The 13,800-nt window shown below is 45.6% G+C and carries 18 protein-coding genes; 5 read left to right on the top strand and 13 right to left on the bottom strand.

The genetic code is table 11. The annotated features are described in order from the left end of the window. The 4 genes from KIH43_RS00950 to rlmJ form a co-directional block, all read left to right on the top strand. Positions 1-551 (top strand): lysylphosphatidylglycerol synthase domain-containing protein (locus KIH43_RS00950; protein ID WP_297716798.1); only part of this gene is annotated, 551 nt, incomplete at its 5' end. Positions 552-589: 38 nt separating this feature from the next. Next, positions 590-1,828, top strand: coding sequence for a glycosyltransferase family 9 protein (locus KIH43_RS00945; RefSeq protein ID WP_297716797.1), 1,239 nt, complete (start codon positions 590-592; stop codon positions 1,826-1,828). Between the two features lie 5 nt (positions 1,829-1,833). Further along, positions 1,834-2,622: a phosphatase PAP2 family protein gene (locus KIH43_RS00940; RefSeq protein ID WP_297716795.1), complete on the top strand. Its 789-nt coding sequence runs from the start codon at positions 1,834-1,836 to the stop codon at positions 2,620-2,622. A gap of 6 nt (positions 2,623-2,628) precedes the next feature. Beyond that, on the top strand, positions 2,629-3,504 hold the full coding sequence (gene rlmJ / locus KIH43_RS00935; protein WP_297716793.1) for a 23S rRNA (adenine(2030)-N(6))-methyltransferase RlmJ: 876 nt from the start codon (positions 2,629-2,631) through the stop codon (positions 3,502-3,504). A gap of 12 nt (positions 3,505-3,516) precedes the next feature. On the opposite strand, the gene KIH43_RS00930 is transcribed toward rlmJ, so the two are convergent. From KIH43_RS00930 to KIH43_RS00870, 13 genes are all read right to left on the bottom strand, one after another. Next, positions 3,517-4,083 (bottom strand): heme-binding protein, encoded by a 567-nt coding sequence (locus KIH43_RS00930; protein WP_297716791.1) that lies wholly within the window; start codon positions 4,081-4,083, stop codon positions 3,517-3,519. Positions 4,084-4,150: 67 nt separating this feature from the next. Beyond that, positions 4,151-5,095 (bottom strand): LD-carboxypeptidase, encoded by a 945-nt coding sequence (locus KIH43_RS00925; protein WP_297716790.1) that lies wholly within the window; start codon positions 5,093-5,095, stop codon positions 4,151-4,153. After that, the gene (gene tadA, locus KIH43_RS00920; protein ID WP_297716788.1) at positions 5,092-5,550 is read right to left on the bottom strand and encodes a tRNA adenosine(34) deaminase TadA; all 459 of its coding nucleotides are present in this window, start codon (positions 5,548-5,550) and stop codon (positions 5,092-5,094) included. Before tadA ends, KIH43_RS00925 begins: the two co-directional genes overlap by 4 nt. Beyond that, positions 5,551-6,015, bottom strand: a complete 465-nt coding sequence (gene queD, locus KIH43_RS00915) for a 6-carboxytetrahydropterin synthase QueD (protein WP_296967660.1) — start codon at positions 6,013-6,015, stop codon at positions 5,551-5,553. A 25-nt stretch (positions 6,016-6,040) separates the two neighbouring features. Then, positions 6,041-6,694, bottom strand: a complete 654-nt coding sequence (gene queE / locus KIH43_RS00910) for a 7-carboxy-7-deazaguanine synthase (protein WP_296967659.1) — start codon at positions 6,692-6,694, stop codon at positions 6,041-6,043. 28 nt (positions 6,695-6,722) lie between these two features. Further along, entirely contained in the window at positions 6,723-7,451 is a 729-nt protein-coding gene (locus KIH43_RS00905) for a hypothetical protein (protein ID WP_296967657.1), read from the bottom strand. Continuing rightward, positions 7,427-8,128 (bottom strand): hypothetical protein, encoded by a 702-nt coding sequence (locus KIH43_RS00900; protein WP_297716785.1) that lies wholly within the window; start codon positions 8,126-8,128, stop codon positions 7,427-7,429. The genes KIH43_RS00905 and KIH43_RS00900 overlap by 25 nt, the downstream gene beginning before the upstream one ends. 36 nt (positions 8,129-8,164) lie before the next feature. Then, positions 8,165-8,962: a ferritin-like domain-containing protein gene (locus KIH43_RS00895; protein ID WP_297716783.1), complete on the bottom strand. Its 798-nt coding sequence runs from the start codon at positions 8,960-8,962 to the stop codon at positions 8,165-8,167. Further along, positions 8,963-9,364, bottom strand: coding sequence for a hypothetical protein (locus KIH43_RS00890; protein WP_297716781.1), 402 nt, complete (start codon positions 9,362-9,364; stop codon positions 8,963-8,965). A 5-nt stretch (positions 9,365-9,369) separates the two neighbouring features. Continuing rightward, positions 9,370-10,977 (bottom strand): glutamine-hydrolyzing GMP synthase, encoded by a 1,608-nt coding sequence (gene guaA / locus KIH43_RS00885; protein WP_297716779.1) that lies wholly within the window; start codon positions 10,975-10,977, stop codon positions 9,370-9,372. A gap of 28 nt (positions 10,978-11,005) precedes the next feature. Then, positions 11,006-12,469, bottom strand: a complete 1,464-nt coding sequence (gene guaB / locus KIH43_RS00880) for an IMP dehydrogenase (protein ID WP_296968278.1) — start codon at positions 12,467-12,469, stop codon at positions 11,006-11,008. Between the two features lie 26 nt (positions 12,470-12,495). Then, complete coding sequence (locus KIH43_RS00875) at positions 12,496-12,846, bottom strand: RnfH family protein (protein WP_297716777.1); 351 nt, start codon at positions 12,844-12,846, stop codon at positions 12,496-12,498. Continuing rightward, a complete protein-coding gene (locus KIH43_RS00870) occupies positions 12,836-13,270 on the bottom strand; it encodes a type II toxin-antitoxin system RatA family toxin (RefSeq protein WP_296968282.1) in 435 nt (144 codons plus the stop codon). The genes KIH43_RS00875 and KIH43_RS00870 overlap by 11 nt, the downstream gene beginning before the upstream one ends. 25 nt (positions 13,271-13,295) lie before the next feature. On the opposite strand from KIH43_RS00870, the gene smpB reads away from it, so the two are divergent. Next, positions 13,296-13,748, top strand: coding sequence for an SsrA-binding protein SmpB (smpB, locus tag KIH43_RS00865; RefSeq protein ID WP_297716775.1), 453 nt, complete (start codon positions 13,296-13,298; stop codon positions 13,746-13,748). The last annotated feature ends 52 nt before the right edge of the window (positions 13,749-13,800 follow it).

Raw genomic sequence — 13,800 nt, 5'->3', positions numbered from 1 at the left:
TACTGGGATTGGCTGGCAATAACTTATTGGGCGGCCTAGGCTTAATCATTGGCGGCGTCACCCTCGCTAGTTGGGGTAGAGATTTAGGTTACCTCGTCACAGGCGTCATGCTACTTGTGGGTTTATTCATTGCAGCAGGATTAGCCTTTAAGCCAACCTTTAATTTATTTATGAAAATTTTGGGTCGCTTCCAGATGGATAACGCGCTACCTGGGATTCAGTTAGCATTCTCTTGGCCTTACAACGTACTGCAAGCACTGTTTGCTATTGGAATTCACTGCTTATTAATCCTCACATTTTTCTGCTGCTTAAGGGCTTATGGCGTGGTTGCCCCAATATCGAGTTTGATGATTGGTCTTCCGGCTCTAAGCCTGTTGTTGATGCTGCCTATTAGTATTTCTGGATGGGGTTTGCGTGAAGCTACCCTCTCATCAGTTTTAGCTCTTTGGGGAGTCAATCAATCGATTACCGTTTTAGCCTCGATTAGCTTTGGCGCAATCACTGTGATTTCTGTTTTGCCTGGGGCCTATTTTTTACTAAAGCGTAAATAATTTTTAAAAGAATTGATATGGCCATCAGTGTAAATACCATGCGTACAATTGATCACCTGGTAGGTGTGCCGTTGTGTGCCATCGTCAGCCCGATTGTTGCGCTCACCGATAAAATCAAAAATGTATTTAGCCGCGAACTGGCAGAACCTAAAAAAATTCTATTTATCGAGCTCTCTGAAATGGGTAGCGCCATTTTGGTTGATCCAGCAATGCGCAATGCTCAAGAGCGTGGTGCAGAAATATTTTTTCTGATATTCAAAAGCAATAGCGCCAGCCTGACTTTATTGAATACGGTTAAACCTGAAAATATTTTTACGATTGATGCATCCAGTCTTGGTAGCCTGGTCAAGGACACGCTGAAGTTTTTACTCATCGCTCGTGTGCGCCGCATCGATACGGTCATAGATCTAGAGTTATTCTCCCGCTTCACCGCCCTACTGACAGGACTTTGTGGTGCCCGCCGCAGAGTGGGATATCACATTTTTCATGGCGAAGGATTGTGGCGTGGCACGATGCTCACCCGCAAGGTGCACTACAACCCTCATATTCATATTACGAAAAACTTTCTGTCGCTGATTCATGCAGCATTTGCTAAAGCAATTGAAGTCCCTTTTAGCAAAATTCATATTCCGGATTCTGAGGTCAAACTTGAACAGGCCATCATCAATCCAGACATGATGAAAAAAGTACTTTCTCGCATTGAGAAAAAGGCTGCAGAAGCAGGAATTTCCTATACCTACGGTAAAGATCGCCTTATTTTGATTAATCCGAATGCAAGTGATCTCTTGCCGCAACGCCGTTGGGCACAACAGCGATTTTCAGAGTTGATTCAAGCGATTCATCAACGCTACCCCAATGATTTAATTCTGATTACAGGATCCCCTGCAGAATTTGTGTATGTCGATAAAGTCCGCTTCGTTGCTAATGTAAAAAATGCTATCAATTTTGCAGGGCAAGTGAGCTTTTCAGAATTGCCCCCTCTGTACACCCTCTCAGATGTGATGGTAACTAATGATTCGGGGCCAGGCCACTTCTCTGCAGTAACACCCCTCAGAACTATCGTACTCTTTGGACCAGAAACTCCGGCACTTTACGGCTCCGTAGGCAACTCTATCGCGATTACTGCTAACTTAGCTTGTTCACCTTGTGTAAGCGCTGCAAATCACCGCAAAACGCCATGCCAAGATAATGTGTGCATGCAGGCGATTAGTGTTCACCAAGTATTAGAAAAAGTAGTCCTTCAATTGCAAGAAGCAGATAAAGCAAAAGGTCGCTGAACTGGATGAGCAAAAAAGCGATTCCCGCTCTAGCTTGGTTCATTCCACTTGCTCCCATCACATGCGCTGCTGCAATCTACTTTGGCGAGCAACAAAGCAATAGCTTTTTATTCCTCAATCGGATCACTCAGTTTTTGCCAGATGCCTTATGGGCTTGGCTGACTTTTTTTGGCAACGGTTGGGGGGTGTTTGCCCTTTCCTTTCCGTTGTTATTGCTGGCCCCTCGTTTATTAACAGCAGGGATTTTTGGTGGTGCTATTTCTGCTATCTCTAGCACGCTACTCAAAAATGTATTTGACCTTCCCAGACCAGCAAGCTTGCTAGAGGATGGCAGTTTTTATCGAATTGGGGAGCCATTACTGCATAGAGCCTTTCCTTCTGGCCATACACTCACCGCATTTGCCATTGCGAGCGCGCTCTACTTTGCGGCAAGCCCTGAAAAGCGTCGCTACCTTGGCGCTTTATTCTTGATTGCAGTCTTGGTGGGTCTCTCCCGCAATGCCGTAGGTGCGCATTGGCTAACAGATGTAATGGCGGGAGCCGGTGTAGGCATGTGGTGCGGGATGATTGGCGCACAACTTACTCAATACATTCCTGAGAGTTGGTTCAACCCAAGAGGTTTATGGTCCTGGCTCATTGCCCTAGGAGGTGTAGCCGCTATTTATGCACACTTCACACAAGTGATGGATTTGGAATTAAATCTACCGCTGCAATATGCCTCTATCACCATCATTGCCATCACCCTAGTATTTTTTCTTAAAGCGCAATTGGTTGGGCCCAAGGGACAAAAATAATTTCCCATGTTTAGTTATCGACATGCATTTCATGCTGGCAGTCATGCTGACATATTGAAGCACCTCACACTGATTCACTTAGTGAGCTATTTGCAAGAAAAACCAGTTGCCTTAACCATGGTTGACACGCATGCAGGTGCTGGCATTTACAACCTTCAAGATGGGTTTGCAGCAGTCAGTAAAGAAGCTGAGGGTGGTATTTTTCGCTTACTCAAGTATCAAGAGGCGGGCAACCAAATTCCAGAGAGTATTCAGAAATATATAGATTGCATTCAATCAGAAAATAGCAGCGGTGAAATGAATGTCTATCCTGGGTCACCCTTTATTCTGGCGCGCATGTTGCGCCCTCAAGACCGACTCAAATTATTTGAGCTACACCCCAAGGAAATAGACATCTTGCGTCACAACGTGGGAGAACTGTCCTGCGCTAAACAAATTGATGTTTACGATGTCGATAGTTTCAAACGACTAAAAGGCCTCTTGCCTCCCCCCAGTAGACGCGGTTTGATATTAATTGACCCGTCCTACGAGGATAAGCAGGATTACCGCCACTTAGAAATCGCGCTTGAAGAGGCAATGCAACGCTTCCCTACTGGTTGCTATGCTATTTGGTACCCAATGCTTGCCAGAAGAGAGTCTGCAGAATTACCAGACCGCCTAAAAAAGATTTGCACAACGCATAAGCGCTCCTGGTTGCATACTGAGCTGCGTGTTGAAAATACGCCTGGGGAAAGACGCCTGCAGGCTAGCGGCATGTTCATCATCAATCCACCGTGGACTCTTGAAAAAAACTTAGCCGAGGCGCTTCCAATCATCACCAAGGCGCTTAGCGTTGGAAATGGTGCTCAGTATCTACTGAAAAGCTTTGAAGCAAAAAATTAATCGCTCAACCGATTAGTCGCGGACATCTATCAGAATTTCATTGCGACGCATGAATGGCAATGTCCATGGAGGGTTATAGCGTGCAAATATAGGGGCGCTGATTGGGTGAAGATTTTTACTACTCATCCATTCCTCTAGCGCTTTAGTCTTTTGCTCAACCTTATCACTGTCATAAAAACCAGAAAAAGTGATCACTGCTTTTTTGGAGGCGGGAATTGACTTGATGGTCACTTGGGGATTGAGCGGCTTTGGGAGCGTATCTAAAGTGTACTGCGCAGGCATCACAAATGACACGGTCCATGACCCACCCTCCTTCTCAATATTGACTGGCGCAGTCATGGCAATTTTTTGATTTTTAATGGATTGTCCTTCCATCGTTACTGGCGCAGTCATTGCCACTTTCTCATTGACTTGATTTTGACCGAAGATATAGGCCGCAATCAGTCTAAAGCCTTGGGAAGAAGCTTCATCTAAATCTCCCTCGACTTGCACTTGCGCCAAAATCATCGGAGCATACGAGCGCAATTCGAATGGCGGAGCATTTTCCAAAACAAAATATTTAGGCTCTTCAACAGCCATCACAGATCCTACAAAAGGGAATACGAGTAAAGGCGCAATCCAAAAGAAAAATTTTTTTAACAACGAATTACCAGCGAGCTTGTAGTGAAAAGCCTTGAGGGCCGAACTCTAGGTTTGCCGTTGCGCCAATAGGTAAGGTCAACTTGTTCGCTTGATGGCCAAAAGGTAAATTAGTCAGAATAGGAATGTTATCAGGTAAGCGCTCACGAATAGAGGCAACAGCATGCTCTAGGTTATAACCTTTGTCGTTGTCAAATAGACGATAAGCTGAGAAACCACCCAATAAGACAGCCGCCTGATTACCCAAGATACCAGCGTCTAAGAGCTGCATCATGGTTCTTTCAATACGATATGGATGCTCATTGACATCTTCTAAGAACAAGATACCACCTTGCGTTTGCTTGGCAGAGGGTAAATATGGCGTGCCAATGAGGCTAGCCAAAACAGTGAGATTACCTCCCCATAACATGCCCTGCACACGGCCAGCAGATGATTTTCCTAAGTATGATTGTTGAGCTTGAATACTGCAATCTAACTTTCTACTTTGAACTGCACTCAGAAAATGCTTCCACATAAAGTCGTCGGGAGCGATAGGCTGACCATCATCGGTCAATCGACCAAAGTCGTAATTCAACATTGGTCCAGACAATGTAATAGCGCCTGTCTTTGCTAGCAATGCAAGCTCAAATGTAGTGAAGTCACTATGACCACACACTTGCAAACCTTTTTGAATGGCTTGCGCAATTGCCTGCCAATCAATCTCTGGTAGCAGGCGATGAATGCCATACCCACCACGCATTGCCATGACGATCGTCTGAGGATCAAGATTTGCTAAATGATTTATTTCTTGCAAACGCTGCGCATCATTGCCAGAAAAACGCTGGAATACTCGTTTCACACACTCCGCATTTTGAATACGAATTCCCTGGTTTTCCAGCCAAGCGATTCCAGTCAAAGGACTTTGATCATCGTAGCTAGCGCCAGATGGGGCAATAAGATAAATAGAGTTCAACGCCGCTCCTTAAAGAAGCTACGCAAAAGCTGGCCGCACTCTTCACCCATTACACCACCTTCAACACGAGTTTGATGATTAATTTGCTTTGATGAGAATACATCCAAAACGCTGCCTGCGGCACCAGTTTTCGGATCCAATGCTCCAAAAACGACACGATCCACTCTAGCATGCAAAATTGCCCCAGCGCACATTACGCATGGCTCTAAGGTGACATACAGCGTGCTACCAGGTAAGCGGTAGTTTTCTGCTGATTTTGCTGCCGCTCTAAGAGCAAGCATCTCAGCATGGGCACTAGGATCATGATGCGCAATGGGCTGATTAAATGCTTTAGCAATGACCTGGCCATCATGAACCAAGATGGCTCCAACCGGCACCTCCCCAGCTTGAGCGGCTAATTTTGCCTGCTCTAGCGCTTGACACATAAATTGTTGGTCAATATCTACAGGGTTCATTTAAGCAGGATGAACATCGGCCCAACAATTTGGAGTCTCATAAAGACGAATAGCGGAGAGCTCTAGGCGCCCACCAAATGCTTTTGCAAAAACGGGTTGCAAAATAGCAAAGGCTGCGTTGGCTAAATTCTCAACGGTGGGCACATGATCCATCACAACCGTTTTGTGATTAGGCAGTGATGCTAGAAATGCCACTAACCCCTCATCTTCTTTTGCTACCAAGAATGCGTGATCCCATTTTTCAACTACGTATTGATTGGTAAGTTTTTTGATATCACCAAAATCAAGCACCATGCCATCATCGGCCTTACCGGGATGATCGGCTACCTCCCCAGTTAATGTCACCTCGATGGCATAACGATGCCCATGCAGATGTCTGCATTGTCCATCATGATTTGGAATACGATGCCCTGAATCAAATTCAAGGCGGCGAGTAATTGATATTGGGCGTTGTTGGTTCGTCATGGGTTCACGGAAAATAAATAAATCTCTATCGAATCCCAATCAGTTTATGCGATTGAAGACTCAGCCTCCATAATGGACGCTTTTGGCATAAGCTCACTGCTAACTCAGTGTTACGTTTGACATCAGGCCCATCCATAGGCTGCAAGAATCGATTACGGTAGTCCATCTTCTCAAAGCGGTCCATCAACTTCTCAATAGAATCATGCCCTACCTGCGGTACAACCAATTTCAATTCATTTGCTTGCAAAACGATGAGATCGGAGCCCGCTTTAGGACTGACGCAAACCCAATCAACACCCTTGGGAACTTTCAATGTGCCATTGGTCTCTATAGCAACTTCAAAGCCTTTTTGATGAAGCGCACCAATAAGATCCTCATCTAATTGCAAAAGAGGCTCACCGCCAGTAAACACAACATAGCGTTGCTGAGGTCCCGCAGAGGTACTTCTCCAGGCTCTCTCTATTGCATCAGCCAAATTGGCTGCGTTTTCAAACTTTCCACCACCATGTCCATCACTGCCAACAAAATCAGTATCACAAAATTGACATATCGCAGTAGCGCGATCCTCTTCTCGACCGCTCCATAAATTGCAGCCTGCAAAACGGCAAAATACAGCAGCACGTCCAGCGTGCGCACCTTCGCCTTGCAAAGTGGGAAAAAGCTCTTTTACGGTATACATAGCAATCCGCTTATTTTAAGCGTTTTACTCACTTCCAAGAGATTAACTCCCACTGCCAATAGTCTTCCCAATAAGCATTGGCCCAATAAACACCTGGCGTGATATATCTTCCAAAGCCCCTGCGATATACCCAGCGGCCAATTTCCGGAGAAAACCAAACCTCTTCCTCGCGAATGTTTTGCACTCTAAATACATCATTGCTTTGAAAATACGGAATTTCATTTTGATAATGAAAGGTCAGTACTTGACCAATTGGCGATGAGACTTTCTCCCAGCCAATGGCACTCATACTCAATCCCCAGTAATACTGACTGTCTGGGTATCCGAGTACTTGATATTGCGTTTTATAAAAAGCATTCTGGCCAGCCAGCAATTGCTCAGGCCATAGAGGCATGGGTTTTTCAAAACGTTGTGGTGGCTTCCAATGGGAATCTTGTAATACAAAACCCCAAGGTGCTTGAATTTCATCAGGCAAAGCTCCTGCTTTAGCCCCTATTCTTGCAATACGAATCTCAGGACCGACTGATACCACTCTCTCTGTAACGGTATCCACTACCTCTTGATTAAATACATTGCGTATTTGATAAACCCACTCTTGCCCAACTTGGGGAGCGCGCACTAACGGTATTGGCGACGGTTGGGGTGCAACCATTCCACTTGGGGCAGGCAATGCAGAAATACATCCTGCCAACAGAATCGGCAGGAGCAATAGAAATAATCGCTGTAAATTCTTTATTTGTAAGAAGTTAGATGCCATTGCAAACTATCTTCGAGATTTGGCGCACCCAACTGACCTCGTATCATGTACGAACCAGAAGATTCACGTGCGACCCAACGTCCAATGCTCGGAGCAAACCAAACCGTTTCTCGCAAAATGCAATTCACCTTATTGTCATCGTTACTATCGTAATTAACCAAACTTTGATAACGCAAAGTTAAAAAAGTACCTGCAGGTACGGTGATTTGCTCCCATCCGTGAGCACTCATATATTGCTGCCAACTCAGTCGACCATTATCGTAGCCGCCAACGCTGTATTTGGTGATGAATTGCTTATTCCAATTTGCAGTAAGTGCTTGTGGCCACAAGGGAATGGCAGGGTTAAAGCTCACCAGATGAGGCCATTGTGGGTCGGTTAGAACCATTCCCCATGGGCCCTGTATTTCATTTGGCAGCTGCTCGCCATAATCATTTGAACGCTCAATCGTGATGGTTGAGCCAATATTGGCTACACGCTCAGTGATCAAGCCTAAGTTTTTTCCATCAAATACACTGCGCTTGAGATAAGTCCACTCCTGTCCAACAGCTGGTGGACGCACTGTAGGCAACGGATTAGGTTGCGCAACTTGCGTGCCACGCTCATACCCAAGGGGAACGCCACAAGCTATGGGAGCCAAAGCGGAAGAAACAATAAATGCTCGACGAGATAAATTCATAGGGACTCCATCACTCTAATAATGAGATTAGTTTTACTATACCCCAAGCAGCTCGATTTCTTCATCACTAAATCCCGCCAATCTGCGGGCTTCAACATTGAATGGCCCCTTCAGTTTTGGAGCACGATACGTTATTGCCAACTCTTGATAAGCAACTATAGGGGAGAGGTTGCTTTGCTTGCATAAATAATTAAACCAATGATTACCAATGGCAACGTGACCAATTTCGTCGCGCAAGATGATATCTAGGATTTGCACTGCGCCGTTTTCCTTGATTTGCTTAAAACGCTCACGAATCATGGGTACAGCGTCCAAGCCCCTTGCCTCCATAGTTCTTGGCACCAACGCCATTCTGGCAAGAATGGAATCTGTAGTTCTCTCAACCATTTCCCACAAACTATTATGTGCCTCAAAGTCGCCATAGTAATAACCATAGGACTGCATATAATTTTCTACAAGAGAAAAGTGATAGGCCTCCTCTTTAGCAACCTTTAACCAATCTTCATAGTATTGCGCTGGCATCCCTGAAAAACGCCAAATAGCATCTAGCGCCAGATTAATGGCATTAAATTCGATATGCGCCAAAGAGTGCATTAAAGATGCTCTACCCTCTACCGTATCCATTTTTCTACGAGGAACTTGCAGAGGGGGAACTAACACTGGCTTCTCAGGCCGTCCAGGCAATAGTAGATTTTGCTCACTCAAGCATGAGTCGGGGTTGAGTGTGATGCGCCGCTCTTGATAGTCCGTGAATAATTGAAAAACATGATTCACTTTTTCTCGGGGCTCAGTCTGAGCCAGGATATTTAAGGCAACTTGGCGTAACTCGCTCATTTAGATAAGGCGGTGGCTTTTATTCCCACTCGATGGCGACTTATTAGAAGGGCTAAATTGAATCACTCTTAGGATTAAGAAAAGAGTTACTAGATGCACTGCTGCAATAGCAAGATTGCTAATTACGACTGGATTGTTAATGTTGCCGACTGTAAAAGGAGTCGTTAACTTATAAAGCACCTGCACTAGGAGTAAGGGCGCAACTAAGAGCGGTAAAGGCTTAATCAGCAAGCAAAATGAAGTGACTAATATTGCGCCATAGATTGAGAGCAGGATGCCTCTAGCGGGACTAACGGGACCATAACCATCCACCACCCAATCGGCATCAAAAAATAACCCAGCGCAAACAGGAATTAAAACCAAAATATTAATAAGAAGGGAGACAAAAATCATCCTCTTCATTAGCATCATTCCCACTCGATGGTGGCAGGCGGCTTTCCACTGATATCGTAGACCACGCGATTGATGCCACGCACTTCATTAATGATGCGATTAGACACTTTACCAAGTAACTCATGTGGCAAATGTGCCCAATGCGCTGTCATGAAGTCTTGTGTTTGCACTGCCCGTAGTGCAACGACATATTCGTAGGTTCTACCATCACCCATTACGCCAACAGACTTCACCGGTAAAAACACAGCAAACGCCTGACTGGTAAGGTCATACCATGACTTTTGACTGACTTCATCAATAGTATTACGTAACTCTTCAATAAAAATTGCATCCGCTCTTTGCAAGAGGCTCGCAAATTCAGCTTTGACTTCGCCAAGAATACGAACGCCTAAGCCAGGCCCTGGGAATGGATGGCGATAAACCATCTCCCTTGGCAAGCCCAATGCCACTCCGAGTTCGCGGACTTCATCTTTAAACAATTCGCGCAAAGGCTCTAGCAATTTCAGATGCATATCTTCTGGTAAGCCACCAACATTGTGGTGACTCTTAATAGTGTGCGCACCCTTCTTACCTTTACCAGCAGACTCGATGACATCTGGGTAAATCGTTCCTTGAGCCAACCACTTCGCATTTTTGATTTTGGCTGATTCACTTTGGAAAATCTCGACGAACTCCTTGCCGATAATCTTGCGCTTAGCTTCAGGATCAGCCACACCAGCCAACTTACCCATAAAGGTCTCTTTGGCATCTACACGAATGACCTTAACACCAAGATTGCGCGCAAACATTTCCATCACCATGTCGCCTTCATTAAGACGAAGCAAACCATGATCGACAAAAACACAAGTTAATTGATCGCCGATAGCGCGATGAATTAAGGCAGCTGCAACGCTGGAGTCAACCCCACCAGATAAACCCAAAATCACTTCTTCATTGCCAACTTGCTGGCGAATATGTTCCACCGCTTCAGCGATGTAATCGCCCATTACCCAATCTGGTTTGCATTGGCAAATTTGATGAACAAAACGCTCAAGAATAGCGGTGCCCTGAATGGTATGGGTCACCTCTGGATGAAATTGAAATGCATAAAAGCGACGCTCTTCATCCGCCATGCCTGCAATCGGACAAGATTCTGTAGAAGCCATCAACTTAAATGCTGGTGGCATTGCAGTCACCGAATCACCGTGACTCATCCACACCTTCAATATGCCATGCCCCTCGCTCGTGGAGAAATCTTGAATCCCTTTGAGTAAATGGGTGTGACCATGTGCTCTTACTTCGGAGTAGCCAAACTCGCGAGCCTTACCCAGCGATTCCGCGGAAGCAACGGCGCCACCAAGTTGAGTGGCCATCGTCTGCATACCATAGCAAATACCCAAAACAGGGACGCCTAATTCAAATACGATTTGAGGGGCGCGTGGACTACCCTCTTCTGTAACAGAGCTAGGCCCACCAGACAGAATGATGCCCTTACCACCCTGCTCTTGAATAAATTGACGAATAAATTCTGGATCACAATCATAGGGGTGTATCTCGGAATACACCTTCCCATCGCGAACGCGTCTTGCAATTAATTGAGTAACCTGTGAACCAAAGTCGAGAATCAGTATTTTGTCGTGCACGAAAGAATCAATCTTAAATTCAACTTTTTTAATCTATGTGGTAATTGGGAGCTTCTTTAGTAATCTTCACATCATGCACGTGAGATTCACGAACACCTGCAGAGGTGATCTCCACGAAATTCGCTTTTTCATGAAGCTCTGCAATCGTTTTGCAACCAAGATAGCCCATAGAAGAACGTATTCCTCCGGTTAACTGATGCAAGATAGCCAGTACGCTGCCTTTATAAGGCACTTGACCTTCAATGCCTTCTGGCACCAGCTTCTCAGCATTGGCCACGATATCGCTCTGGAAGTAACGATCTGCAGAACCATCTGCCATCGCACCCAAAGATCCCATACCACGGTAACTCTTGTAAGAACGCCCTTGGTATAAGAAGACTTCACCAGGCGCCTCTTCAGTACCAGCAAACATACCGCCCATCATCACTGCACTAGCACCTGCCGCCAATGCTTTGGCAACATCACCTGAATAACGTACGCCACCATCAGCAATCAATGGAATTCCAGTGCCTTTGAGAGCAGTTGCGACATTCACAATCGCCGTAATTTGTGGCACACCAACACCAGCAACAATTCGAGTAGTACAAATCGAGCCAGGGCCGATACCCACCTTGACGCCATCTGCGCCGTGATCAGCTAATGCCTTAGCTGCATCGGCAGTCGCAATGTTTCCGCCGATCACTTGGACTTGGGGGAAGTTTTTCTTAACCCACTTCACGCGATCCAACACACCTTGGCTATGGCCGTGCGCAGTATCCACCACAATCACATCCACACCAGCGCGTACCAACAATTCAATACGCTCGTCATTGTCAGGACCTACGCCAACTGCTGCACCAACACGTAACTTTCCTTCGCTATCTTTACAAGCATTCGGATGTTCAGTAGCTTTTAAAATATCTTTAACAGTGATCAAACCACGTAACTCAAATTTGTCATCCACTACGAGAACGCGCTCGAGGCGATGTTGACTCATTAAGCGTTTTGCCTCTTCTAATGAGCAACCCTCTTTTACAGTTACCAGGCGCTCACGAGGAGTCATTTTTGATTTAACCGGTGCATCTAAATCTTCTTCAAAACGTAAATCACGATTTGTAATGATGCCAACCACTTCTTTGCCAACCAACACTGGAAATCCTGAAAAACCATGTTCACGTGATAGCTGCATCACTTGTCGTACCGTAACATCGGGAGCAATAGTGATGGGATCACGTAACACGCCAGATTCATAGCGCTTTACTTTGGCAACTTCACGAGCTTGCTCGGCGGGCTTGAGATTTTTATGAATAATGCCAATACCACCCTCACTGGCCATAGCAATTGCCAATCTGCCTTCGGTGACAGTATCCATTGCAGCAGATACCAGCGGTGTATTGAGTGAAATATCTCGAGTTAATTTACTTGCCAAGCTGGCATCTCGAGGGAGTACCGATGAATAAGCCGGTACGAGGAGCACATCGTCAAAAGTGAGTGCTTTTTGAATGAGTCGCATGCAAAACCCCTAGTCGCAAAAACAGATTATAGCCTCCTAGCCCTCCTTTTGGCAGCTGCAGCCTGGAATTTGGCATCCTGACTCTGATTTGCCTTCTTGCGGCGAACCGCCTTAGGGTCAATCAATAAAGGGGAGTACAGCTCCAAGCGATCTCCTGGATAAATAGGGCTATCCCACTCTTTACGCTTTCCAAAGACCCCAAAGCAGCCTTTACGAGCCAAGGCGGGGTCGTCTTTACCGGTTGCCAGCCCTGCTTTTAGTAAGGCTAAACCTACAGTTGGAGACTCTTCTGCGGCAAGAACTAGTTGGAATGCCCTAAGAGTAGGTACACCTTGCCTTGCATCACAAAGATAAATGTCGATAAATTTATTGACCATATAAGTCTTCAGCACGTTTTACAAAACAATCAACAAAGGTGCCGGCAATATGTCCAAAGACGGGGCCAATGATCTTGTCCAAAATTGCGCTTTTAAATTCCCAATGCAATTTGAATTCCACTTTGCACGCATCTTCCCGTAAAGGAATGAAATTCCATTGACCTGAAAAATGCTTAAATGGGCCGTCCACAAAAACCATATCGATCGTTTCTGGACGATGATTGATATTGCGCGTATGAAAAAATTGATTGATCCCTTTAAAGCTAATCTTGATTTTGGCATCCAATACGGTATCGGTTTGTTCAAAAATCTCTACCCCGCCACACCAAGGCAAAAACTCTGGATAACGCGCTACATCCGTCACCAAGCCATACATGCGGTCGGCTGATTGACTAATTAATACGGTCTTGTAGACGTCTGCCATAATCGATCTTGGAAGCTAAATAAATATGAGTATCGTCGATAACAAAAAAGCCTTCTTTGATTATTTTATCGAGGAGCGCTTTGAGGCAGGATTAGTGCTAGAAGGCTGGGAAGTCAAAGCCATCCGCGCTGGTCGCGTGCACATCAAGGAAGCGTATGTCGTCATTCGCAAGGCGGAGCTATTTCTGATCGGATGCCATATTACCCCCCTGCTCTCTGCTTCAACCCACATTGTTCCCGACAGCGTTCGCACGAGAAAACTCCTTCTCAATGCCATTGAGATTCGCAAACTGATTGGCAAAGTCGAGCAAAAGGGCTATACCCTAGTCCCGCTCAATTTGCATTTTTCCAAGGGAAATGTGAAGTGTGAAATTGGATTAGCCAGAGGCAAAAAGCAGCATGACAAGCGGGCAGCCACCAAAGCGCGTGAATGGGAAGTCCAAAAGGGTCGCATCGCCAGAGGCGATCTAAACGCATAAAAAGCGGTTTTTGGGCTTTTTAGCCAGTAGATTGAAATCTCAGGGCATCTAT

It is taken from the genome of Polynucleobacter sp. (assembly GCF_018500155.2).
Taxonomy (GTDB): domain Bacteria; phylum Pseudomonadota; class Gammaproteobacteria; order Burkholderiales; family Burkholderiaceae; genus Polynucleobacter.
Note: the sequence above shows the minus strand (reverse complement) of the source record. Positions and strands in the feature narration are given on the sequence as shown.